A 23,581-nucleotide genomic window follows, 5' to 3' on the forward strand; every position below is an offset into this window, starting at 1 on the left:
GTCTTTAAAACGTCTACATTTTTGCATCTTTTGCAATTTTAAAGAAATACTTAGTCTTTTATATTTGTAGACGTTTTAAATATAATTATTTATCACATTTTTAAAATTCTACAATTGAAAATCTATTCTAATGCCTTTAAAATAGATAAGGTATATTTTTTACTAAGGGGGAATTTTAACTTGAAGAAAAAATCACTTTACGCAGACATTGCCCTTCTAATAGTTGCAATAGTATGGGGTGCTGGTTTTGTAGCTTCAAAGGAAGCTTTAGAGGTGGCAAAACCTCTATATATACTTGCAATCAGATTTTCATTATCTTTTATATTGATGTCTATAATCTTTTTTAAGCATTTAAAAAAGATTAATAAAGATGATCTTAAAGCTGGTTTAATAATTGGAAGTATTTTATTTTTAGCTTTTGCAACTCAAACTATAGGTCTTCAATATACTCAAGCATCTACTCAAGCATTTTTAACAGGCACAAATGTAGTTATGGTCCCATTTTTATATTGGGCTATTTCGAAAAAGAAACCTGACATATACTCAGTGTCTTCTGCTATACTTTCTCTTATAGGAATAGCTCTTTTAACAGTTCAAGGCGGTTTCACTTTAAATATTGGTGATGCCTTAACTCTTGTATGTGCATTTTTCTTTGCCTGTCATATAGTTGCAGTAGGATACTTTGCTCAAAAGAAAGATCCTATAATACTTACTATACTTCAATTCGGAGTTGCAGCAGTATTTTCTATTGTTTTGGCTGTTTTCAATGAACCATTCCCTATCAATATCACATTTAGAGGTGGTTTCTCATTAATTTACTTAGGTCTTTTCAGTACTCTTATAGCATTTCTCTTGCAGACAATGGCTCAAAAACATACATCTTCAAGCCATACCGCTATAATACTATGTACCGAATCAGTATTCGGTAGTCTATTGTCTGTTTTAATTTTGAAAGAAACCTTCACTATTTCCATGATCATAGGATCAATATTGGTATTCATAGGAATAATAGTAAGTGAAACGAAATTAGAGTTTTTAAAGAAAAGGAAGAGCTGTACTTAGTATACCTCTTCCTTTATTATGTCTGCAAATTCTTTAATAACTCTAGCAGTAAAGCCCCATATGACATAATTCTCATACTTATAAAAATACTGAGGCATGGTTCCTTGTGAAAATTTATAGTCCTTTCCTCCATTTATAAGATCAAATGGGAAGTCGTCATAATTTCTAGGTCCTATATTCATCTTATATTCATAAGGTTTTTCACTGATTAAAAAATCTATTGGAAGCATTATAAGCTCATCAACCTCATCTTTACTAGGATCACTAGGAAAATTATCTATAGTACTTACAAATGGATACAAAATAGAGCCATATGGAGTTATGAAATAATCCATCTCACCAACATAATTTATCTCTTCCCTTTTCAAATTGAGTTCCTCCATAGTTTCCCTTAATGCTGCTTCTTTAGGTGTCTCCCCCTGTTCCAGCTTTCCACCTGGAAGGCATATATCACCAGGCTGACTTCTTAAGGATAATGCTCTCTTTTCTAAAATCAAATAGCTTTGTCCTTGATTTTCATAAATCAGTATCATTATTCCATAAATCTTATATTTTCCTATTTTATTTCCTATTTTCCCATTGAAAATTTTCACTATTTTTTCTTTATTCATAATCAGTCTCCTGTGCTAAAATCTTGTTATTGTTATTTAATAATGATATACTTATTTATATTAAATTAACAGCATAAATGTACAAAAATTTTATATTAAATGGAGAGATGAACTTTGAAGAAACGATTTATAACATCAATTGCCGTAACATTAGCTTTAACTATTCTATCACCACTTGGCACCGTTGCCAAGGCAGAAACTAGTACTCCTAATATAATTGCTAAATCTGCTATAACAATGGACATCGAGACTGGTGAAATTATATATTCAAAAGATGCTGACAGTCAGAGATATCCAGCAAGTATAACAAAGCTTATGACCGGACTTTTACTTGCTGAAAATAAAGATAAGAGTGACATAATAACTTATTCTGAAGATGCTAAAAAACAGCCTGAATACTCTTTTAACCTTAATATAAAACCTAGAACTGTTGGTGATTCTATGACAGCTTCTAACTCTATGAAGACTCTTCTTCTGTACTCAGCTAATGACGAAGCTTATGCTATAGCTGATACAATAGCTGGAAGTGCTTCTGGCTTTGCAAATATGATGAACGAAAAAGCTAAAGCTTTAGGAATGAAAAATACAAATTATGTAACACCAAATGGTCTTCACGATGACAATCACTATACTACAGCTTATGATTTATCTATTCTTGGAAAAGCTGTTTACGACAATCCATGGACTAGAGAAACTATGGCTTTGAAGAAAGATTCAGTTCAAACTTCTACTGGTACTATAGCTATAATAGAAAATAGAAATAAAAATCTTGGACTAGATGGCTGCATAGGTGGAAAAACAGGATATACTGCTGCAGCAGGAAGATGCCTTTTAGCTTTATATGAAAGAGATGGGCGTACACTTGTGGGAGTTGTACTAAAGTCTGCTTATGACGCTCAGGATACAGCTGCTTTTAATGATATGAAATCAATCATAGACTGGAGCTATGCTGCTGAAAAGACAACTTTCTATAAAAGCGGCTCTACTTTAGAAACTATTTCTGTTCCTTACAAAACTTTTAGATTCTTTGGAAAAGAAAAAACTATAGATGTACCTCTAGTTTTAAATAATGACATAAAATATTATGATAATGATATAAACGCTAAAGAAACTGAATTAGTATTTAATACAGAAGAAATCAATCCTTGGAAACTTAATGGAAAAGATAAAGTAGCAACAGTTACTGTAAAGCAAAGAAACAGTTCAACAACTTATGATTTATACAGCACTGTAAAATCTAGCGACCTTATAAAGGCGAATATACTAAGTTATATACTATTAGTTGCTGGCATAATAGCTGTTTTAGCTCTTGTTATTTTTATAATTGCAAGTTTCAAAAAAAGATCAAGAAAAAGATATAACAGAAGATATCGTTAATATGTAATTTAAAGGATGACAAAGTAATGAGTAAACGTAATTTTAAAGGCAGTGTAATGCTGAATCCTGCTCCTGTAGTGCTTATAACATCTCAAAATAAAGATGGGAAAGTAAATGTATTTACTGTAGCCTGGGTTAGCACTGTATGCACAAAAGATCCTATAATAGCTGTGGGCATAAGACCTGAAAGGCTTTCTTATGATTATATAAAGGAAAGTGAGGAGTGTGTAATAAACCTTCCTACAAAATCTATGGTTAAGATAGTAGATTATTGTGGTGTGAGATCAGGAAGAACTGAAGACAAGATAAATCACTTTAATTTAAAGCTTGATGAAGGTGTTACGGTAAAGACACCTTCCTTAGATGATAGCCCTATTGCCTTAGAGTGCAAACTAAAGTCTATAACACCACTTGGAACTCATGACCTATTTCTTCTTCAAGTGACTAATGTAAAAGTTGATGAAAATCTTATAGATGACAAAGGAAAGATTCATTTTGATAAAGCAAAGCTTATTTGCTACAGCCACGGCGAATATTTTGAGGTTAATTCCTCGCCTCTAGGTTCCTTTGGATATTCAGTAAGGAAACCTGATTCAAAAAAGAAATCTTCAAAGAAAACTTCAGTAAAAAAATAACGAGGGACATACGTCCCTCTATTTTTTTACTTATTTTTTTGTTTAAGCTTTTCTCTAAGTTCAGACATAGTTATAAGCTCTATGTTTTCTTCTTTTAATCTAGGAATCTTATTTTTTATTCCTCTAACGGTAATATCCCCACCTTGAGCTCCAACATGACCTATAACAATAGCATAGCCTTTCTTCTTTGATACTTTTATGGCTTCCTCCATAGATTTCTCCACGTTAGCTTCAGTGCTTACATGGTCTAAAAATATATCTCTTGAATAAAGTTCCAATCCCTTTTCAGAAGCTACCTTATCTGCCACAGAATTTTGAGTAGTTTTGCTATCTAAAAAGAACATTTCTTTATCTTTTAAGCATTGAAAAACAACTCCAACTATCCTCTCATTTTGCATTATTCTTGAACCCATATGATTATTCATTCCTTTAGCAGCAGATAAAATACTCATAGCATTTTCAGTTCTCTTTTTCACTTCAGAATCTGATAAATCCGAAGTAATAGGAGTAGATCCAAGCCAACTCGCCCTTCCAACTTCCGGTTCCATTGGCATATGTATTATTATTTCTTTTCCCTTCTCCTCTGCCATCTTTGCATCCCTCACTGCAGTTTCTCCAAATGGCATTATGGCTGCCGTAAGCGGAATATCAAGTTCCAGCATGTCTTTTGTTCCCTTACCACCTTCTCCAAAATCATCAATCACTATAACCATGTAAGTTTTTTCACTACTAGATGATGTAAATATGGCTTTTCCACCAACCATGATTAATATAGCGGCAGCAATTACAGCACCTAGTACTATAAGAATATCTCTAATTACCTTCTTTCTTATTACTACTATCATTTTCATAAAAGTATTCCCCCCTTTAAATTTATTATATTAAAACGAGTTCTATAAAATTACAATATATAAATAATATATTAATTAGATATTAATCTAAGATTCATATTGACATATATCTAATATAAATTTATACTTTTATTAGATATATATGATAAAGGTGGTTAGATATTTATGAAAAATTCCTTTTCTTATAAAAATCTCTTTCATGAAAAGCAATATATGAAGCTTCTTATTGCTGATATAATAAGCCGATTTGGGGATTCTATAGATTCTCTTGCCTTCAGCTGGATGGTATACGAAATCACAGGTTCTCCTTCTTGGCTTGCTGTAATATTTGGAGTGAATTTTATTCCCTCAATATTACTTCAGCCTTTTGCAGGAGCCTTAGTTGAGACATTAAACAAAAAGAAAACTATGATTATATGTGATTTAGCAAGAGGTATAGTAGTTTCTCTTACAGCTCTTCTATTATTTTTAGGACATTTAACTCCTTGGCTTATCTTAATATTTACTTTTATTAATTCAAGTTTTGAAGCATTTAGGTTGCCTGCAGGAATTGCTGTATTTCCTAAAATAATATCAAAGGAAAAATATACTCATGCTAAAAGTCTTAGTTCTTCAGCTTCTAGAATTTCAGAATTACTAGGACTAGCCTCTGCGGGAATAATAGTTAGTTTTATAGGAACTTCTGGAGCTCTCTTTATAGATGCTATAACGTTTTTAGCTTCTGCATTTATCTTAAGCTTTTTATCTTTGAAAGATAGTATTAAGGAAGGTTTCAATTTTTCTATAAAGTCATATGGTGAAACTCTCAAAAGTGGCTTTTTATATTTGAAAGAAAGAAAAATTATATTTACAATATGCTTAGTCGGAAGTCTTCTTGGAATATTTATGGTTCCAATTAATACTATGAGTACTGTATATGTTAAAGAAAGCCTAGGACTTGGTCCCGAAGGTTTATCCATTTTCAGTATTGCCCTTACTCTTGGACTTTCTTTTGGTTCATATATATTTCCAATGATAAACAAAAAACTATCTAGATCAAATTTATTTGTCATTGGCGGAATTATACTAGGTTTAAGCTATTTTTCATTATACTTTCTTACACTATTAAAAACATTAATAATTCTCATTCCTGTATTCAGCATAGTAATGTTTTTATTTGGTATAGGCTTTGCTTTTTTAAATTTATCTATAAATATATCATTTATGTATAACGTAGAAGAAAATTATATGGCAAGGGTAGGTTCTATTTTTAACGCTATGGCATCATCAATGAATCCAATTACCTCCTTTGCTATAGCAGGAATAATGAGTTTTTTCTCCCTCAATGTTTTAATACTCATAAGCGGTGCTTTTTGCATAATTTTATTTATGTCTCTAAGCTTCAATAAAAACATAAAAGAGCTTTAACTTATTATTGAAAAATAATTTGCATGCTGATAAAGTAAATTTAAGAGGTGAAATATATTGAAATTTATTTTTAATAACAATCTAAACTATACATTCGAAAGTTTAAACATACTACGAAATATAGCAAACGGTAATGATATTCATCATACCTTAGATACTTTCCATCAAAAATATGGTGTCCCCCTAGATGAGTTAGACCCTGCTTTCTTACCTATAATAGAAGCTCATGACTATATAAAATCAAAAATTTCTATTCCCAAAGATAGATTAGAATATCTATTCAAAAATTTTAGTAACTATACTGATACTTCTTTGGCAGATGTTATTTTTTTTAATGATATAGATGTAACCTTAGATTTTGCAGCTCTTTCCGAGCAAGAAAAGCAACAGCTTGCTGTCACATCTATAGTAAGTTTTATTGATGAAGAAAATAATTTAGATTCCATAGTAAAATCATTAAATAATGATAAAGAAATATTTAACTATATAAGCTCTCAAGACTTAACAGATGAGATAAAATATACATTAGTATATATTTATTACAACTATGAAAAATTATTTTATGAAATTTCATCTATGATATCCCATGTAACTGAACTTATAAAAGAAAAGGAATATATTTTAAAAGATATACTAGAGTCTTTTATGAATAAATTCTTCATAGATTCAGATGGCGATATTAGTGGATATCTAAAAAAGAATTATCAAATATCAATAAAAAATACTGATATTTTTAATATCCATCCAAATGTATTTTATTTTAATCAAGTTAGAGTTTATGGCATTGAAAAAAATGAAAAAATAGCTATAGGTGTAAATTATCTAAAAATTTTAGAACTTTTAAAAAAATATAAAATAGACGAATCTCGAATTTTAGATGTGCTAAAAGTTCTTTCTGACAAGAGTAAATTTGAAATATTAAAGACCTTGACTTCACAAAAACTCTATGGAAGCCAAATTGCTGAAATGCTTAATTTGACAAATGCTACAGTGTCTTACCATATGTCTGCACTAGCAAACTTACAGCTGATTTTAGTTGATAAAGACAATAATAAAGTCTTTTACACTTTAAATAAAAACAAATTAAAAGAATATCTAACTACACTAGAAAATTTATTCTTCTAAACGTCAAAATCCTCTAGGAAAATCAGCTCCTAGAGGATTTATATTTTAATCCATAAGCATACATAGATTTTTTTCTAAAATTACTCCTTCTTTTGTATCATAATCATACTGCGAACTGACATTGATACATTCTTTTGTAAAATCAGCAGCTCTTCTACATGATTCATGAAGGGAAAAACCATTCATTATAGATCCAGCTATAACTGAGGCAAATATGTCTCCAGTGCCTGGATATTTTTTTTCTTCCTTTTCAGTATAATAAATTTTGAAATCATTATCCCTTGTGCAATATATAGCAGAGCCTATATTTGTACCATTACAAACGCTTGTTATAACAACGTTCTTTGCTCCCATATTTCCTAATATTTCTGCTATATGTCTTATCTCATTTTCTTCTAATTCTTCTTTATATGGCACTCCTGAAAGATAACATGCTTCAGTAAGATTAGGTGTTATAACATCAGCATATCCTACCATAGACTTCATGGCTTCTACATAATCCTCATCAAAATTAGAATAAATCCTTCCATTATCCGCAAAAATAGGGTCAACTATTGTATGACCTTTATACTTAGACTTTTTCATGCACTCTTCCATATCTTTGATGTTTTTTATACTTCCTAAATACCCTACAAATATACCGTCAAAGCTTATACCTATATTTTTGTAATGTTCCATGGCCCTTTTTATATAATCCTCATTAACTTTTATCACAGGCTTTCCAAATCCTCCAGTATGAGTGGATAAGATTATAGTAGGAATAGCACAAGGTTCAACAGACATTACACTTAATATAGGTATTATATTACTAAGTGCTGCTTTCCCTACACCACACAAGTCATGTACCACAGCAATCCTTTTTATCGGTTTTTTCATAATAATAAAACTCCTTAAAACTAATTTATAAATACTTTTATGTATTTATTATATGTCATTTTTAATTCATATACTACTTATATTAACCTTATTCATTTTTTCCTTTATTATATTCCATACCTATTATAGTATCTACAGTAAGCTGCATCTTATCTTTAAGTTCTTTGTCCCTTAAAAGAACAGAACATATTAAATCTACTACATACATAGCTGAAAACTGACTATTAACGAATCTTTCTTTATCTATAAATCCTGAATTATATAATATAAAATTCATGTCAGAATACATGGCTATGCTGCTATTTTCAAAACTCGTCATGGCTACACTAGTGGCACCATTAGCTTTGCCTATTCTAAGAGATTGAACTACCTCATTAGTTTCTCCAGATAAAGATATTCCCACTATAAGATCCTCTTTTGATAGTATTGAACTATTTATTATCATCATATGAGAATCAGTAATGCTTGAAACATTAAATCCCATTCTAAGAAGCCTTAAAGCAAACTCTGATGCTGTAAATCCAGAACTTCCAACACCACATATATATATACGTTTTGCATTTTTTATCTCTTTTACAAATTTAAATATCATCTCTTTGTCTATCAAATGATTAGTCATATCTATAGTGCTTTTATAAAAAGAATATATGTCTGAAAAAACCCCTTCATCCTTTAAGTCTTCAACTCTAGTCGAAGCAGCACTAAGTTGTATTTTCATGTCAACAAAACTCTTACATCCTATCTTTTTAGAAAACCTTGTTATAGTAGCATTTGAAACACCTATAGCTTTGCTTAAATCTGTTATATTTATATTTTTTATCTGATCATTGCTTTGTAATATGTAATCTGCTATATCTCTTTCTTTTTCAGAAAAAAGCGTATAATTTTTCTGTATCTCGCATAACACGTTCAAATTGTAACAATCCCTTCCAAATTTCAGTGAAATTTTCATATATACTTTGATAATTATATTATGGGTAATATAATTATCAAAGTCAAGAAATAAGGGCTATAGATGCCTATTAAAACAGCATCTATAACCCTTATTATACTCTTATAAAGCTTTATTTACTTCTTCTGCAAATTTCTTAGTTATAAGTTGAGGTCTTGTAATAGCTCCTCCAACAACCACAGTATACGCTCCAGCTTCAAGGGCTTTTCTAGCTTTTTCTGGTGTGTCAAAGTTACCTTCTGCTACGATAGGTGCATTACATTTTTCTATAAGTCCTTTTAATACATCAAAATTGTTTAATCCTTTTGATTGTTCTGTATATCCTACTAAAGTAGTTCCTATATAATCAAAACCAAGAGCTTCTGCTCTAAGACCTTCTTCTATAGTTGATATATCTGCCATAAATTTTTGATTTGGATACTTTTCCTTTAGAGACTTTAGAAACTCCTCTGTTTGATCTATAGTAGCATCCACAGCTACAACATCTACCTTTGATTCTATAAGAGCATCTACTTCCTTCATTGTTGGAGTTATATATGGTTTCATTCCATCATAATTAATCTTAATTATACCTATTACAGGTAAATCTACTTCTCCCTTTATAGCCTTTATATCTTCTACTCCATTTGCTCTAATCCCTACTGCTCCGCCTTCTTTAGCTGCTAAAGCCATTTTGCTCATTATAAAAGAGCTGTGTAAAGGTTCCTCTGGTAGTGCCTGACACGATACTATTAATCCTTTATTCATATGCTGCCTCCAAACTTTCTACTATTTATTTAACAAGTTAGTTCCTTTAAAAAGTATAAACTCTTTAAAGGAACTAAAATCTATTAATCTACGCCTAATATTTCATTTATTCTTTGTTTTAGTGGATCTGCCTTAGCTCCAAAGATAGCTTGAATTCCACCTTTAACCTCTAAAACAGCTGTAGCTCCTAAAGCCTTTATACGAGCCTTATCAACTTTAGCTACATCTTTAACAGAAACTCTAAGTCTTGTTATGCAGGCGTCAACGTCTTCAATATTCTCTTTTCCACCTAATGCTTCTAAAACTTCTGCTGCAGTATCCTTTAAAGAATCCTTAGTTACAACTTTTACTTCTTCACCTTCATCTTCACGTCCTGGAGTTTTAACATTAAACTTAGTTATTAAGAATCTAAATGTAAAGTAATATAAAACTGCCCATATTGCTCCAACTAAAAGAACCATAATCCAGTGAGTTTTATCATTACCTTGAAGTACTCCAAATAATGTAAAGTCTATTGCTCCACCTGAGAATGTGTTTCCTATTCTTATGCTTAATAAGTCAGCCACTAAGAATGATAAACCATCAAATAAAGCATGAACTACATATAACCATGGTGCTACGAATAAGAACATGAACTCTATTGGTTCAGTTATACCTGTTATAAATGATGTAAGTGCTGCTCCTAGGAATAATCCTCCTACAAGCTTTCTCTTTTCTTTTGGTACACAATGGTACATTGCTAAACATGCTGCTGGAAGTCCAAACATCATTGTTGCAAAACGTCCTGCAAAGAATCTAGTTCCTTCTGTAAATAAACCTACATGATTTGGATCAGCAAGTTGAGCAAAGAATATATTTTGTGCTCCTACTACTGTCTGACCTGCAACTGTAGCTACTCCACCAAGTTCTGTATACCAGAATAATGGATAAATCATATGGTGTAATCCTACTGCCCCTGTAAGTCTTAATAAGAATCCATATAAGAAAGTTCCTATTGGTCCAAGTCCAGCTATAGCTGTACCTGCTGTAGTAAGCCATCCTTGGAATGTTGGCCATATTAAAAAGAAGATTCCACCAACTATAATAGCTGCAAAAGATGATACTATAGGTACGAATCTTGATCCACCAAAGAATCCCAAAACTGCTGGTAATTGAATGTTATGATATTTGTTATGAAGATATGTTACTAATGTTCCTATAACTATTGATCCAACAACACCAGTATCTATTGATTTTACTGCTGGATTAAATACTGCTATCATTGACGCAATAGATCCGTTCATTACTAAGAAAGCCACGCCAGCTGCTAAAGCTGCTGTTCCTTTATCCTTCTTAGCTAAACCAACTGCCAAGCCTATACACATTATAAGTGCTAAGTTACCGAAAATTACGCTTCCGGCAGCATTCATTATTTTAAATATTGCTTGCAACCAGAATACATTTAAGAATGGATATGCTTGTATAGTATTTGGATTTGAAAGAGCTCCTCCGATTCCTAACAGTAAACCTGCTGCTGGTAAAATTGCTATTGGAAGCATAAATGCTTTACCGATTTTTTGAAGGTTTTTAAACATTGCTAATCCCCCTTGTGATTAATTTAAATTTTTTTCTTTTATAATTGCATTATGAAAACCATTTCCAGGTACATATTTATATTATCATATAAAATTATTTTCTTCAAGTATATTTTTATGAAAATAATTATTTTATTTTAAAAAATTATGAACATAAAAAAGTCCACTGATTATAATATCAGTAGACTCATAAATTTTTATTCATTTTCTATTCATTAAATTAAATCATCAAAATTCTAGTTTTCGCTTTGAAACTCTTTCTTAGACATCCAAAATATAAGTATAAAACCTACAATAGCGGCTACTATTGATGCAACTACTTCACCATAAGCTGGTATACCAGGATATACTTCCACTAAAGATCCTAAAATGAATCCTAATATAAGCATATATGTCTTTCTAGGATGCTTCTGAAGTAATTTCTCTATAGTTTTTGTAGTCGCAACGGTACCTACAAAAACTCCTAAAGCAAGTGGAATTAGAAAAGGAACATTAAAAGTATTTATCGCATTTAAAGTAACATCATAAAGTCCTAAAGCAAATAACATAAATGATCCACTTATTCCTGGAAGTATAAGAGCAACTGCAATTATGATTCCTGCTATAAATAAAAATATGATACTTAAAATACCTGTTGATGTCGCTAAAGTAGTAACAGCTGTAGGCTGCGATGACATAGCTAGAACTAAAACTGCCCCAATAACAAAATACACTATCCCACTGCCATTATCCTTTGATGTTTCAGCTTTTTTATAAAGTATAGGAAGTCCTCCAAAGATAACTCCCATAAAGAAAAACTTCATAACATAAGGATATCTTATAAGAGCGTTTTCTAATAAGCTGCTAAAACAAGCCATTCCTAAAAGACCACCTAATGCTACTTCACCTAAAAACAATAAATTTTTCTTCCAGTCTTGAAAAAATGAGCTTATAGAATGTATAAGATTATCATAAATCCCAAGGATTATAGACATAGTACCACCACTAACTCCTGGAACTAAAGTTGCTATTCCTACAGCAATGCCTTTAAAAAAATTAATTAACCCCTTCATAGCGGTTATCCTCCTGAATATGTATTCTTATTTGTAAAACAATATTATACCCAAATTATTACTATGTAAACAGGATAATATCCAATATTTATAATTTTAACATATATTTAACCTAAGAAGCTAAATATATGTATTTATATTAAAAATCGCATTAAAAGGCGGACAAATTCTTTTATGTCCGCCTTTTTTATCATGAAAATAATTCTTCTAAGTCTTCTTTTGAAAGTCCCTTTAAGAAACCACCTTCTTTGAAGTCTCCTGTTATAACTTTATTTATAAGCTCTTTCTTGTCCTCTTGAAGAGTTATTATCTTATCCTCTACAGAACCTTCTGCTATAAGTTTTATAACCTGCACCACATTCTTCTGTCCAAATCTATGAGCTCTATCTGTAGCTTGGTCTTCTACTGCAGGATTCCACCACGGGTCAAAATGTACAACCACATTAGCACTAGTAAGATTTAAACCTGTTCCTCCTGCCTTTAAAGAAATTAAAAATACCTTTTTATCTTCTCCATTATTAAATTTATTTACTAATTCTATTCTTTCCTCTGGTTTTGTAGATCCATCGAGATAATAATATTCAATTCCATTTTTAGTTAGCATCTTTCCTATATTCTTAAGTACAGATGTGAATTGTGAAAATAAAAGAACCTTTCTGTTCTCTCCTATGTTCTCTCTTATGATATCAAGAGATACATCCATCTTTCCGCTACCGCCATTATATCCATTTACAAGCACTGAAGGATCAAGACATAATTCTCTAAGCTTAGTTAAGTAAGAAAAAATGGTTATCTTATTTTCTCCAAAATCCTTTTCCTTCATAAGCCTTCTTATTTCTCCAACATATGTCATATAAACTTTCTTCTGTTCTGGTGTCATCTCTACATAAAATTTCTTTTCTATTTTATCTGGAAGTTCCTTCATAACATCTCTCTTTAATCTTCTAAGAATAAATGGCTTTATAAGACTTCTTAAATCATCCATATCACCTTCTCGAGATTTTCCCATAAACTTCTTTTGGAAAACAGCATTACCATAAAGATATCCTGGCATTATAAAATCAAATATAGACCAAAGTTCTAACAAATTATTTTCTAAAGGTGTACCTGTAAGAGCAAATTTAACTTCGGCATTTATATCCTTAACAGATTCACTATTTTGAGAAAGAGGGTTTTTTATATTTTGTCCCTCATCGATTATACAATGGTTAAAATTTATTTTTTTATATTCTTCAAAATCATTTCTAAGTATTCCATAAGTAGTAAGTATAACATCATAATTATCCATGGATTTCATAAGTTCTATTCTTTCTTCTTTTAATCCATGAAGTATTAAAATCTTCATGGAAGGAGCGAACTTTTTGAATTCTTTTTCCCAATTGTATATAAGAGATGTCGGTGTAACTATAAGTGTTTTTTTGCCTTTCTCTGATAACAAAAAGGTTATTGTTTGAACAGTTTTTCCAAGTCCCATCTCATCTGCAAGTATTCCACCAAATCCATAATGACTCAAAGTCTTAAGCCACTTAAACCCAATTACCTGATATTCTCTTAATGTAGCATTTATTTCCTTAGGAACTTCATAATCAACATTTGACAATGTCATTAGTTTATTTGATATATCATCTAATATGTCTTTCCCTCGTATATACTTAAAATTTTCGTTATCTAAACTCTCTTTTAAGTAAACTGCTCTATTTTTTGATACCTTTATAATGTTTTCATCATCATCTTTGCTGAAAGTTTCTTCAATATTTATATCATCTAGCAGTTTTAAAAAAGTTTGAACATCATTGCTTTGAAGGTCTAGGAAACTATTATTCTTAAGTTTATAATATCTTCGATTGTCTTGGAAAGCTTTTAATATCTTTAGTATTTCATTGTTATCTATTTCTTCCATGTCAAAAGAAAACTCTAAGTAGTTTGATTTTTCCTTTATTTCTCCCTTGATTATTGGAGCCTTATAGACTTTTTGTTCTTTAAACCTATCGGAATAATAAACTTCCCCAAGTTTGTTAAAGCTTTGGATATCTGAATCTAAAAAATCATATAATTCCTCTTCGCGTCCTCTAAATAAAAACCTATCCCTATGTTTTAGAAATTTAAAGTTCTCAAGCATATTTAATACTTCATTTTCTTTCTTTAAATCCCTAAGTATAAGTTTTTTCCCGCTATATCCTTGTGCAAGTTCAAAAGCAGTCTCTCCATAATTCACTACTACTTTACTCCACACGTATTTCTGATCTCTGTCAAAGTAAATTTCTAAAGTAGCTTCCTTTTTCTCTATTCTATCTTCTATAGACTTATCTATATACACTTTTTCACATACATCTTTTATTACTGGAACTAGCCTATTTATAACTTCATTTGCCCTTTCCCTTTTAAAAGTTATATTATTGTCTTCCACAAAAGCTGAAAGAAGAGGCTTTAATCCAACTCTTTGGCTCTTAGGAGGTATATATATTATATCCTCATATAATATAACATCTCCAGCCGTAGTAAGACATATTGGTATATCATCATGACTTTTAAGGATTATGTTTTTCTCATCATCTTCAATCAAATCAACTTTAAAAGGTATTTCTTCTTCTGATACTTTAACTATTTTATAGTCTTCATCATTAAGTTTTAAATAAAAATTCTTATGACCTAAAACTCTTAAAAATCTTTTAAATGCAGAATCTACTACTATGAGAGATTTTCCTTTAAGAATCTTAGATGCTCCAAGAAGTCTTTCCCCTTCCTCTCCTACTGGGAAGTTATTTACAACTCTAGTCAATTCCCAATACTCTTCTATAAAATCAATTATATGTCTATCTTCTTTTGAAAAGTAATGTATAGAAGGATCGTAGGTAAACTCTTTCCCATACTCTAAAGGTTTCTGTAAGTTTCTATACTTTATAAAATCTTCAATACTTTTCAGTACATACATCTTTTCTGTTCCAATTTTGAAAGTTACATCATAAAAAGGCTCTTCTTGATCTTCAATAAGATTTATATAAACCTCTAAACTCACTATTTCTCTTGCCTTATCCATTTCACTAGTGATGTATTGAAGAAGCCATTCTCCTGCGTCATCTTCCTTTTTTGCAGCATTCTTTCCATTTTTAGCTTCTACTGCATTAACATACTTAGAAAATGTAGCAGCTATATGTTTGCATATATATTTGTCATTGAATCCAGCATTTGCTCTGTAATCATTACAACTGCATTTCGTATGATTTATCAATTTTTCATGAAGATTTATATCAATAAAAGTATTGTATTCTTTAGGGATACTATCAGATTGTACCTTTCCAACTATAGCCAAGTTATGACCTTTTACTCCTGCCCTTATATTTCTAACCTGCTTATTTTCTAAACATTTTTCTCCCTTAGCTCTCATATAGGCAGCGCAATATCTATCAAATATATTATTTAATGTAGTAATAATTTTATCATTCATCTCTTCACCATTCTTTACTTTTAAAATATCCACAACTATTGCCCTATTTAAAATTATACCCAGTTGGACGTGAATTTTAAACCCTTTATCCCTTAAAAGTAAATTTAAAAATATGTTGAAAAATTTTAATTTATCTGATATTATATAAAACATACAGTTTAATATAGCTAATCCGTTATAACAAGGAAGAGTAGTTAAATTCAGCTTCAACAAAGAGAGCTTAGGGGTGGTGAGATCCTAGCAAGAAGAAATTTAATGAATGGACCTTGAAGGAATAAAACGAAATCTATTTTTTAGAGAGTAGCAGTTATGGCAATCCCAGCCTTATAGGGGATAGAGTATGTTAGTACTTGAAATTGAGAGGTGCTTTTTTATTTAAGCACAATTTAGGTGGCAACGCGGAAGTTTCATCCGTCCTATGTTTTATCATAGGACGGATTTTTTTATTTTAAGGAGGTGAACAAGATGTTGTGAAGTTCAGATATTACAGGTCCCTGGCAATATTACAAAAAGTTTTATTTTAAAGGAGAGATTTTAATGAATACAAACAAAAATATAAAAAATTTAACTACAAATGCACTTTTACTTGGCATAGGAGCTATGCTTCATCAGTTCACCCCAGCCTTAGGTCTTCCAATGCAACCTGATTTTTCTTTAGCAATGTTATTTATTATAATAATTTTAAATAAAAAAGATTATAAAACCTGTTTAATATCTGGAATTGTAACTGGAATCTTCACTGCTATGACAACAAAATTTCCAGGTGGACAGCTTCCTAATTTCTTAGACAAGGTTATAACAGCAAATATAGTTTATGCAATACTATTTTTACTAAGAAGTCTTAAAGTGATGAAATCTAAGAATTTAAAGACCCAACGTCTTATAGAATCTGCAATAATACTTCCTATAGGAACCTTAATAAGCGGACTTATATTTTTATATTGCGCCAGCATAATAGTAGGTCTTCCTGGATCTTTTGGCCTTCTATTTGTAACTACAGTACTACCAGCCACTTTAATTAACCTTTTTGCAGGAATAGCTTTGTTTAAGATAATTACTATTTCTTTAAAGCGCTCATCACTTACTATATAATAAAAAACCTGCCTAAATTAAAGGCAGGTTTTTCTATTTATATAATATGCTTAAAGCTATTAGTAATTGTCCACTGTAGTAAGTTATTAAATTTATAGTTTTTAAGCAAGTCTGCTTTTTGTCTCCAAAATAAAGAAATGCTAATATCATATCTGAAATAACGAAAAGTACTGCTCCAAGTGCTACCATGATATTTGATGTTGTCATGCCACAAAGAGGTAATAAGGATACAGCTTTGATTACCATGAAGGCAATAGTTGCCATATACATATGTGCTATAGGTCTCATATATCTATAATTTATATGAGCCTTATTTCCTATTATCATAAAGCCCAATGCAAGAGCTGCTGCCATAAGTACATCACCTACAGTTACAGGTGCCATCATTACAAATAAGCTTATATAAGCTACGTGCCCAAATAAAAAGGCTATAGTACCTAATATAAAGCAGATATGCGCTGTCTTTTTATATACCCTTTTCAAGCCTAATCCTATATCTCCCATAACGCCTAGTGTAAGTCCTAAAAGAATCATATATCCATACATTTTATCATCGTTTACATAAATAAATGAAATTATACCCACTACTAAAAAACTCAAACTTGCAATAGCTTTTGTAATAGTTCTCTGTTTTGGAGTTATTTTAAGATTTATATATATGAATATTGATATTATAACTACAGAAATTCCTGCTGCTACATATGGAATCATGTGCTCATTCCCTTCTATATCCTTATAATTTTTTCTTTATCCATTAATAATTATATCCATATTCTTTATAAGCCTCAACCTATTAAGGTAAAAATAAGATACATTAAAATCCGATTACTTAAGTTAAATATAAGTAATCGGATTTTTACATAAATTGATTTAGTTAGTTTACTTTCATATCTATTACCACAAGCTTAGATAAAGATATAGAATTTAGATTATCCTTTGGTACTCCAACAAAGTCTTTTCCATACATGTCATATATGTTGGACTTAATTGATATCTCTGGAATTCTTCCTATTAACTTCTCTCCATCAAAAACGTATGCCACTTGAACTGGAGTTCCATATCCTCCATCACTAGTAAAGTCTCCTCCGCCGCATTCTACTACTAATATTGATGGTTTTCCATCTAGTAATTCTGATAAAGTTTTTTCCCCTCTTTTTAACGTTATATTTGGAGCCATAAGTTCTGGAACTCCATTGAAATCTCCAAAACCACTTCCAGTATTTTTTAGATCGTACTTTTCAGCAGTTCTCTTATCAGCATAACCTATTTCAAGAACACCATTCTTTATAAGAGGTTCATCCTCTCCTTTTATTAAAGTTCCCTCATAATCAAATGGAAGTCCCCTTTCTTCTAAATTATTTTCTAGATAAAGTGTAACATTTTCTCCAAATAGTTTTTATCCAAATTTATTATTAAAGAATGAAGATTTTGTTCCTATCCTTTCGCCTCTAAGTTCATTTATAAAGAATTTTAAAATATCTGAGTCTTCAGTGAAAATGCATCTTACTTTTCCCTCTTCATTTACTGGAACCTCTACAGGGTTTTTATGAGCTCTGCACATATTTCCTATTTCTTTAAGCATTAGATCCTTATCAAATCTCTTTGCAGATAAAGAATATCCAGTATCAAAAATATTTGCACTTCCTATTTCTTTTAATATTATAAGAATATCTAAACTCTTTCTCATCATGCTACAACTCAAATTTTCGTCGTTTGTAATTTTAACTTCTTCCTCTGAAATATTTATAGTACCACTAGCTACAAATCCAAGTTCTTTAACTAGACTACTAAGTTCATCTACAAACTCTTCTGTTTGATGAATAATTGCATCATCTAATTTCACAGTTTCGTCTTTTACATTTATATTAATATTTTTTGAAATATCGCAAGGATATTTTATATTTAATCTAAGATTGTTTTCTGCCTTTTTTAAAATATCCTCTACATTATCATCACCATACTGCCCAGAAACACCTATAAGTCCTTTATCATATATTCTTGCTCCAACTTTCACTATATCTTTATTTCTAATAGCTTTTATAGAATTGTTAGAAATCTGCACTGCTGTCTCTTTATTATTTATTCTTAATAATTCTTTATTCATAACCTTTCCCTCCTACTGAGCAAATAACTTTTTAACTCTTACATAAGGTCCGCCAAATCCCACTGGAAGAGGCCATTGTTCCATTTTTCCACATCCTCCAGTTAAAAAAGCAAAAATCTCTATTTCATCGCTTAACCCATCTATAAGATTCAAAGTTTCAAATACCGTTCCAGTAACAACAGCTATTTTTAATGGTTCTGCTATTTTACCATCTCTTATTTTATAAGAAATACTAGGAGCTAATGTAAATGTAGACATCCCTGAACCGTGGTTTATGTCCTTTATATATATACCATCCTTTATTTCACTGATAAGTTCTTCAACCGTCTTATCACCTTTTTCAATATAGGTATTTGTCATTCTTGGTATAGGCTCAAATTGAAAATTAACAGCTCGTCCATTACCAGTAACTTCATCTTCTAAAATAGCTGCAGTTGAAGAATCGTGTAATCTTCCTGAAAGCTTTCCTTCTTTTATTAAATAAGTCTTTGAGCACTTATTACCTTCATCATCAAAAGGAGTATATCCTGAACCTTCTACGTCTCCATAATCAACAATTGAAAGTATTTTGCTTCCCACTTGTTTCCCAATCTGCCATTCTGCTTTCATGCTCTCATCACCAATCATAAAATCAGCTTCACTCTTATGACCAAAACTTTCATGGGCAAATACACCTGCTACAACAGGTGCTAAAACTGCTACATAATTTCCAGGTTCTATAGGCTTTGCATTTTTTACAAAATTGACTCCTTCTTCTATGACATTCTTTAATTCTTTTTTATTTTCATCTAAATTTTCAAAAGTCTTTAAAGCCTTCTGCCAGCTGTGATTAAATACTTCTTCTCCATAAGTTAAAGTAAGTCTTACAGCTATGCCGAAAACATTGTTATCATACTTCACAGAAGAACCTTTGCTTGAATAAAATTCTCTCACCACATATCTATCTATATATTTAGCAGACCACGAAGATACTTCTTTATATTCTTCTATGACATCAAAGTATTTCTTTAAATAATTATCTTTTCTATCATTAGGAACGTTTTCAACTGATTCAGATGCGTATCTTATAACTTCATCATTATTAACACTAAACTTTTTTACTATTGGATTTTCATATATATCCGAATTCTTCTTGGCCATTGATGCAAGCTTTTCTATCTCATTTTGAATATTCCCTTCATCAGATATAGAAGAATAGTACCATCTGTCTCCATCAAAAACTCTTATAAAAGCACCACAATAATTTTCTTCATTATTCTGCTCTAATTCCCCCTTAAAATAAGATATATTTGTCTTAAATATCCTTTCGATTCTTACATCACAATATAAGTCTTTCGGAAATTTAAACATGTTGTTTCCCCCTTTTATAAAATATATAAATGCAATTCTCTATATTGTTTTCAAAATTTTCTAAATTACATTTATATATATTTTAACATTTAATTCCGCTGTTAATCATTAATAATTTATTAAGGGCACTAAGAAATTTATCTTAATGCCCTTTAGTGATTTAAAGTTAAAATATTAATTTTGTTTAAGAAGTTTTTTTATAGCTTTTTTAGATCCTCTTTCAATGTCATGCTCAAGCTTTCTATCTTTAAAACTTACAAATAGCTGATTCATATCATAACCTTCTGGATAAAGATCATCTGCTTTTACATCAAGCTTAATTCTCCTAATATTAACTTCAATGAACTTTCCATCATATAAAAGTGTTATATTATTGAGTTTATCCTTTTCCTTATATACTATGGCTGCTTCATTTTTTTCCAAAAATATAACTCTATCACCTACCTTATATTTATATTCATACTCATTTTCCTTTCTTACGTCTATTCTTTCTTTTACAATTTTACTTTCCTTTACTAAATCATAATTATAATTTTTATCTTCTATATATTGCTTTGTTTTTTCTATTATTAAATCAGGAATTCCCATCTTCTTAGAGATGTATAAAGCATTGCTGTCTCCGCTCTTCCCAATATGAAGCTTGTATAAAGGTTCTAAAGTATCCTTTTTAAACTCCATAGCTGCATTTTCAAAATCTGGATGCTGCCTTGAAAAATTCTTTATCTCTCCATAATGAGTAGTAGCTACAGTTATACACCCCTTTTTATATAATTCTTCTAGAATAGCAATAGCTAAAGCAGCCCCCTCATTAGGTTCTGTACCACTACCTATCTCATCAAATAACAATAAACTTGATTTTGTACTTTCCTTTATTATAGACGCCAGATTTTTTACATGAGAAGAAAATGTGCTTAAAGAATTTTCAATACTTTGATCATCTCCTATGTCTACAAATATATTTCTAAATACAGAAATTTCTGTTCCTTCTTTTGCCTCTATATGAAATCCTGATTGCACTGCAAGAATCATCATTCCTATAGACTTTAAGACTACTGTTTTTCCTCCAGCATTAGGCCCTGTTATTATGAGACTTCTATAATCTTTTCCTATTTCAAAATTTAAAGGCACGCTATTTTTGATTAAAGGATATCTTCCTTGTACTATCTTTATATAACCTCTTTCATTAAGTTTAGGTTTTATTCCATTTATAGCATCGCTATACTTAGCTTTAGCCCAAATCATATCATATTCTGATATGACTTCTATATTCATCTTTATGTCTCTAATCCTTTCATAAATCAGCTCAGTAAGAGTTGCTAGAATCCTATACTCTTCAACACTTTCTTCCGCCTTTAATATGGAAAGTTCTGTTGTATATTTTGATATTACATTAGGCTCCATAAAAACAGTGGTTCCTTTAGATGAAGCCTCAACAATGTTTCCAAGTACTTGATTCTTATAAGCAGCTTTAATTGGTATTGTGAACTTTCCATTCCTTTGACTTATGAAAAATTCCTGTATATATTCTTTGTTTTCTCCGTTTCTCAAGAACTTGTCAAGTCGCTCTCTTATCTTCCCTTCACATATATCAATGTGCTTTCTTATCTTTTTTAATTCTTTGCTTGCATTAGAATCCACCATATTTCCTTTAATTGAAATATTAATTTCATCTTCAATATAACTCAAATCTGATATATTTTCACCATAAGCACTTAATGTAGGAGCATATCCCTCTTTGTCTTTTATAAATGTTTTAACTTTTCTACATCCTCTTAGAAAATCAGACATCATGTTAAGTTCATCGGGGTCAAGAGACAATCCCTTATCTACCTTTTCAATCATAGGCATAACATTGAATATCCCTTCCAATGGCATATGATAAGAAGCATCCATAAGTCTTCTTCCCTCAGAGGTTTCATTAAGTCTTTTTTCAACCACCTTAATATTTTCACTTGGCTTAAGCTTATCAAGCAAAGCCTTTCCAAGACCGCTTACGCAATAACTCTTGACTATTTCTTTTAATTCATAGTAATGTAATTTTTCTAATGTTATTTCTTTCATCTTTAAAATCCTTTCTCCATTACATTACAAGCCACGAAATCCTGATAGATTTCTTTTTTTGCATAATAAAAAAGCTGCAGACAACTCCACAGCTTAAATTCAACGTTTAATACAGCCAGTCATAATGAGCCTGACCTTAAAGTAAATTCGTGGACTTGTATCCTCAATAGTATTAATTAATTCCACAAGAAACAAAAGGTATCTCCACCTTGTCTTTCAGAATTAATATTAAATTACCTATTTTAGATACTAAACACTCACAAACATACCTCTTTCATCTGAAATCTATCTTATTATCTATAATATACTTAAGGAATAAAATGTTGTCAATAGATTTTATTTTCACTAACCATTATTATAGTTCTTCAAATACATAAGTATAGCTTTTCTACTTTCATCACTAAAAAATTCTGACAGTTCTTCTTCCACAAGTATATCTATCTCCTTATTGCACAACTTAAAAAGTACAGATGCAACCCATTTAAACAAGAAATTTATACACACCTTAACTCCTACAACAAAAATCTTATTGAAAATGGATTAGAAATATCTAAAACACATTATTGATAAAATTTAAAGCCATATTCAATTGAACATGGCTTTAATTTATTTTAATTGAAATTGAGATTTCACTTGTAATTTATTTCCATTAAAAGTAAAGTTAGCATTTGATCCGTCTTTGTTGCTATAGCTATAAATAATAGATTGTGAATCCATTATTTTGCTCTCAGAAAGGACTTCTCCTTCACCTAAGATGTCTTTCACTTCATCATATGTCATTCCTTCTTTAACGCTATTATATTTTTCTAATGTTATATTAGTTCTTTCAGCCTTTAATCCAAGTTGAGCTTTTCCTGTAACAACATCCTTTTGAACTGTAACATTCATGTTGCTAAGACCTTCTCCCTTCCATGAATAAATAGCTGTTTTAATACCAGCCACCTCAGAAGATGTATCTTCTTTACCTTCACCTAATAATTTTACAACTTCACTGTATGGCTCTCCAAGCTTAATTGCTAAGAAATTTTCATAAGTAATTTTTGTTTCTTCTTTTTCTTTTTCTTTTTCATTTTTACTAACTTCTTGTTTTGTTCCTTCAGAATCCTTTGCGTCTTTCTTTCCACCAGTTTGTCCTACTATACCTCCTATAATGATTATTACTATTAACCAGAACCACCATCTTTTAAATATTGATTTCTTAGATTTACTCATTTTTATTCCCCCTTAAAATAACCTTTACATATATATTATCAAATTTCA

The 23,581-nt window shown here is 30.5% G+C and carries 20 protein-coding genes, 1 pseudogene and 1 other annotated feature; of the genes and pseudogenes, 6 read left to right on the forward strand and 15 right to left on the reverse strand.

All coding sequences use genetic code 11. The annotated features are described in order from the left end of the window. The first annotated feature begins 180 nt into the window (after nucleotides 1–180). Nucleotides 181–1,062, forward strand: coding sequence for a DMT family transporter (locus tag KQH81_RS10020; RefSeq protein WP_027639997.1), 882 nt, complete (start codon nucleotides 181–183; stop codon nucleotides 1,060–1,062). Here the strand turns inward: KQH81_RS10020 and KQH81_RS10025 are convergent. Beyond that, complete coding sequence (locus KQH81_RS10025; RefSeq protein ID WP_074846313.1) at nucleotides 1,059–1,673, reverse strand: NUDIX hydrolase; 615 nt, start codon at nucleotides 1,671–1,673, stop codon at nucleotides 1,059–1,061. The two genes, KQH81_RS10020 and KQH81_RS10025, sit on opposite strands and share 4 nt — an antisense overlap. 114 nt (nucleotides 1,674–1,787) lie before the next feature. Here KQH81_RS10025 and KQH81_RS10030 point away from each other — a divergent pair, with 114 nt between their 5' ends. Then, complete coding sequence (locus KQH81_RS10030) at nucleotides 1,788–3,050, forward strand: D-alanyl-D-alanine carboxypeptidase family protein (protein WP_027639999.1); 1,263 nt, start codon at nucleotides 1,788–1,790, stop codon at nucleotides 3,048–3,050. Between the two features lie 26 nt (nucleotides 3,051–3,076). Then, the gene (locus KQH81_RS10035) at nucleotides 3,077–3,685 is read left to right on the forward strand and encodes a flavin reductase family protein (protein WP_074846316.1); all 609 of its coding nucleotides are present in this window, start codon (nucleotides 3,077–3,079) and stop codon (nucleotides 3,683–3,685) included. Between the two features lie 26 nt (nucleotides 3,686–3,711). Here the strand turns inward: KQH81_RS10035 and KQH81_RS10040 are convergent, their stop codons facing one another. Beyond that, entirely contained in the window at nucleotides 3,712–4,536 is an 825-nt protein-coding gene (locus KQH81_RS10040) for a divergent polysaccharide deacetylase family protein (protein ID WP_083405213.1), read from the reverse strand. Nucleotides 4,537–4,701: 165 nt separating this feature from the next. Between KQH81_RS10040 and KQH81_RS10045 the strand changes: the two genes are divergently transcribed. Together KQH81_RS10045 and KQH81_RS10050 are read left to right on the forward strand one after the other, a co-directional pair. Then, complete coding sequence (locus KQH81_RS10045; protein ID WP_035771316.1) at nucleotides 4,702–5,943, forward strand: MFS transporter; 1,242 nt, start codon at nucleotides 4,702–4,704, stop codon at nucleotides 5,941–5,943. A 57-nt stretch (nucleotides 5,944–6,000) separates the two neighbouring features. Then, nucleotides 6,001–7,068, forward strand: coding sequence for an ArsR/SmtB family transcription factor (locus tag KQH81_RS10050; RefSeq protein ID WP_230028187.1), 1,068 nt, complete (start codon nucleotides 6,001–6,003; stop codon nucleotides 7,066–7,068). 45 nt (nucleotides 7,069–7,113) lie between these two features. Here KQH81_RS10050 and KQH81_RS10055 read toward each other — a convergent pair whose 3' ends face one another. From KQH81_RS10055 to KQH81_RS10080, 6 genes are all read right to left on the reverse strand, one after another. Beyond that, nucleotides 7,114–7,944 carry a pyridoxamine kinase gene (locus KQH81_RS10055; RefSeq protein WP_230028188.1) on the reverse strand — a complete coding sequence of 277 codons (831 nt, stop codon included), beginning with the start codon at nucleotides 7,942–7,944 and terminating at the stop codon, nucleotides 7,114–7,116. Nucleotides 7,945–8,032: 88 nt separating this feature from the next. Further along, entirely contained in the window at nucleotides 8,033–8,851 is an 819-nt protein-coding gene (locus KQH81_RS10060) for a MurR/RpiR family transcriptional regulator (RefSeq protein ID WP_230029272.1), read from the reverse strand. Nucleotides 8,852–8,998: 147 nt separating this feature from the next. Continuing rightward, nucleotides 8,999–9,643 (reverse strand): N-acetylmannosamine-6-phosphate 2-epimerase, encoded by a 645-nt coding sequence (locus KQH81_RS10065; protein WP_027640005.1) that lies wholly within the window; start codon nucleotides 9,641–9,643, stop codon nucleotides 8,999–9,001. An 83-nt stretch (nucleotides 9,644–9,726) separates the two neighbouring features. Continuing rightward, nucleotides 9,727–11,217 (reverse strand): PTS transporter subunit EIIC, encoded by a 1,491-nt coding sequence (locus tag KQH81_RS10070; RefSeq protein ID WP_027640006.1) that lies wholly within the window; start codon nucleotides 11,215–11,217, stop codon nucleotides 9,727–9,729. A 236-nt stretch (nucleotides 11,218–11,453) separates the two neighbouring features. Then, on the reverse strand, nucleotides 11,454–12,269 hold the full coding sequence (locus KQH81_RS10075; RefSeq protein WP_230028189.1) for a DUF368 domain-containing protein: 816 nt from the start codon (nucleotides 12,267–12,269) through the stop codon (nucleotides 11,454–11,456). 190 nt (nucleotides 12,270–12,459) lie between these two features. Then, nucleotides 12,460–15,747 (reverse strand): DEAD/DEAH box helicase, encoded by a 3,288-nt coding sequence (locus KQH81_RS10080; RefSeq protein WP_230028191.1) that lies wholly within the window; start codon nucleotides 15,745–15,747, stop codon nucleotides 12,460–12,462. Nucleotides 15,748–15,880: 133 nt separating this feature from the next. Next, nucleotides 15,881–16,136 (forward strand) — a binding site (T-box leader). Between the two features lie 115 nt (nucleotides 16,137–16,251). Here KQH81_RS10080 and KQH81_RS10085 point away from each other — a divergent pair. Continuing rightward, nucleotides 16,252–16,806, forward strand: a complete 555-nt coding sequence (locus KQH81_RS10085; RefSeq protein ID WP_027640009.1) for a tryptophan transporter — start codon at nucleotides 16,252–16,254, stop codon at nucleotides 16,804–16,806. A 33-nt stretch (nucleotides 16,807–16,839) separates the two neighbouring features. On the opposite strand, the gene KQH81_RS10090 is transcribed toward KQH81_RS10085, so the two are convergent. The 7 genes and pseudogenes from KQH81_RS10090 to KQH81_RS10120 form a co-directional block, all read right to left on the reverse strand. Beyond that, nucleotides 16,840–17,517 (reverse strand): lysoplasmalogenase, encoded by a 678-nt coding sequence (locus tag KQH81_RS10090; protein WP_230028192.1) that lies wholly within the window; start codon nucleotides 17,515–17,517, stop codon nucleotides 16,840–16,842. 163 nt (nucleotides 17,518–17,680) lie between these two features. After that, a pseudogene (locus KQH81_RS10095) lies at nucleotides 17,681–18,187 on the reverse strand (metallopeptidase TldD-related protein); the annotation flags it as partial. 15 nt (nucleotides 18,188–18,202) lie between these two features. Then, nucleotides 18,203–18,910, reverse strand: coding sequence for a hypothetical protein (locus tag KQH81_RS10100; RefSeq protein WP_230028193.1), 708 nt, complete (start codon nucleotides 18,908–18,910; stop codon nucleotides 18,203–18,205). 12 nt (nucleotides 18,911–18,922) lie between these two features. Then, nucleotides 18,923–20,260, reverse strand: a complete 1,338-nt coding sequence (locus tag KQH81_RS10105) for a TldD/PmbA family protein (protein ID WP_027640012.1) — start codon at nucleotides 20,258–20,260, stop codon at nucleotides 18,923–18,925. Between the two features lie 174 nt (nucleotides 20,261–20,434). Beyond that, the gene (locus KQH81_RS10110) at nucleotides 20,435–22,321 is read right to left on the reverse strand and encodes an endonuclease MutS2 (protein ID WP_230028194.1); all 1,887 of its coding nucleotides are present in this window, start codon (nucleotides 22,319–22,321) and stop codon (nucleotides 20,435–20,437) included. Nucleotides 22,322–22,666: 345 nt separating this feature from the next. Next, the gene (locus tag KQH81_RS10115) at nucleotides 22,667–22,825 is read right to left on the reverse strand and encodes a hypothetical protein (RefSeq protein ID WP_230028195.1); all 159 of its coding nucleotides are present in this window, start codon (nucleotides 22,823–22,825) and stop codon (nucleotides 22,667–22,669) included. Nucleotides 22,826–22,927: 102 nt separating this feature from the next. Continuing rightward, nucleotides 22,928–23,533, reverse strand: a complete 606-nt coding sequence (locus KQH81_RS10120) for a DUF3862 domain-containing protein (protein ID WP_230028196.1) — start codon at nucleotides 23,531–23,533, stop codon at nucleotides 22,928–22,930. Between the last annotated feature and the right edge of the window lie 48 nt (nucleotides 23,534–23,581).

It is taken from the genome of Clostridium cadaveris (assembly GCF_020911725.1).
GTDB lineage: Bacteria > Bacillota > Clostridia > Clostridiales > Clostridiaceae > Clostridium_X > Clostridium_X cadaveris.

Excerpts from the sequence above, each read along its gene's own strand:
- KQH81_RS10075 (WP_230028189.1), bottom strand. The coding sequence starts at position 12,269 with ATGAAGGGGTTAATTAATTTTTTTAAAGGCATTGCTGTAGGAATAGCA.
- KQH81_RS10045 (WP_035771316.1), top strand. The coding sequence starts at position 4,702 with ATGAAAAATTCCTTTTCTTATAAAAATCTCTTTCATGAAAAGCAATAT.
- KQH81_RS10025 (WP_074846313.1), bottom strand. The coding sequence starts at position 1,673 with ATGAATAAAGAAAAAATAGTGAAAATTTTCAATGGGAAAATAGGAAAT.
- KQH81_RS10110 (WP_230028194.1), bottom strand. The coding sequence starts at position 22,321 with ATGAAAGAAATAACATTAGAAAAATTACATTACTATGAATTAAAAGAA.
- KQH81_RS10090 (WP_230028192.1), bottom strand. The coding sequence starts at position 17,517 with ATGATTCCATATGTAGCAGCAGGAATTTCTGTAGTTATAATATCAATA.
- KQH81_RS10105 (WP_027640012.1), bottom strand. The coding sequence starts at position 20,260 with ATGTTTAAATTTCCGAAAGACTTATATTGTGATGTAAGAATCGAAAGG.
- KQH81_RS10100 (WP_230028193.1), bottom strand. The coding sequence starts at position 18,910 with ATGAATAAAGAATTATTAAGAATAAATAATAAAGAGACAGCAGTGCAG.
- KQH81_RS10035 (WP_074846316.1), top strand. The coding sequence starts at position 3,077 with ATGAGTAAACGTAATTTTAAAGGCAGTGTAATGCTGAATCCTGCTCCT.
- KQH81_RS10070 (WP_027640006.1), bottom strand. The coding sequence starts at position 11,217 with ATGTTTAAAAACCTTCAAAAAATCGGTAAAGCATTTATGCTTCCAATA.
- KQH81_RS10085 (WP_027640009.1), top strand. The coding sequence starts at position 16,252 with ATGAATACAAACAAAAATATAAAAAATTTAACTACAAATGCACTTTTA.
- KQH81_RS10040 (WP_083405213.1), bottom strand. The coding sequence starts at position 4,536 with ATGAAAATGATAGTAGTAATAAGAAAGAAGGTAATTAGAGATATTCTT.
- KQH81_RS10055 (WP_230028188.1), bottom strand. The coding sequence starts at position 7,944 with ATGAAAAAACCGATAAAAAGGATTGCTGTGGTACATGACTTGTGTGGT.
- KQH81_RS10065 (WP_027640005.1), bottom strand. The coding sequence starts at position 9,643 with ATGAATAAAGGATTAATAGTATCGTGTCAGGCACTACCAGAGGAACCT.
- KQH81_RS10120 (WP_230028196.1), bottom strand. The coding sequence starts at position 23,533 with ATGAGTAAATCTAAGAAATCAATATTTAAAAGATGGTGGTTCTGGTTA.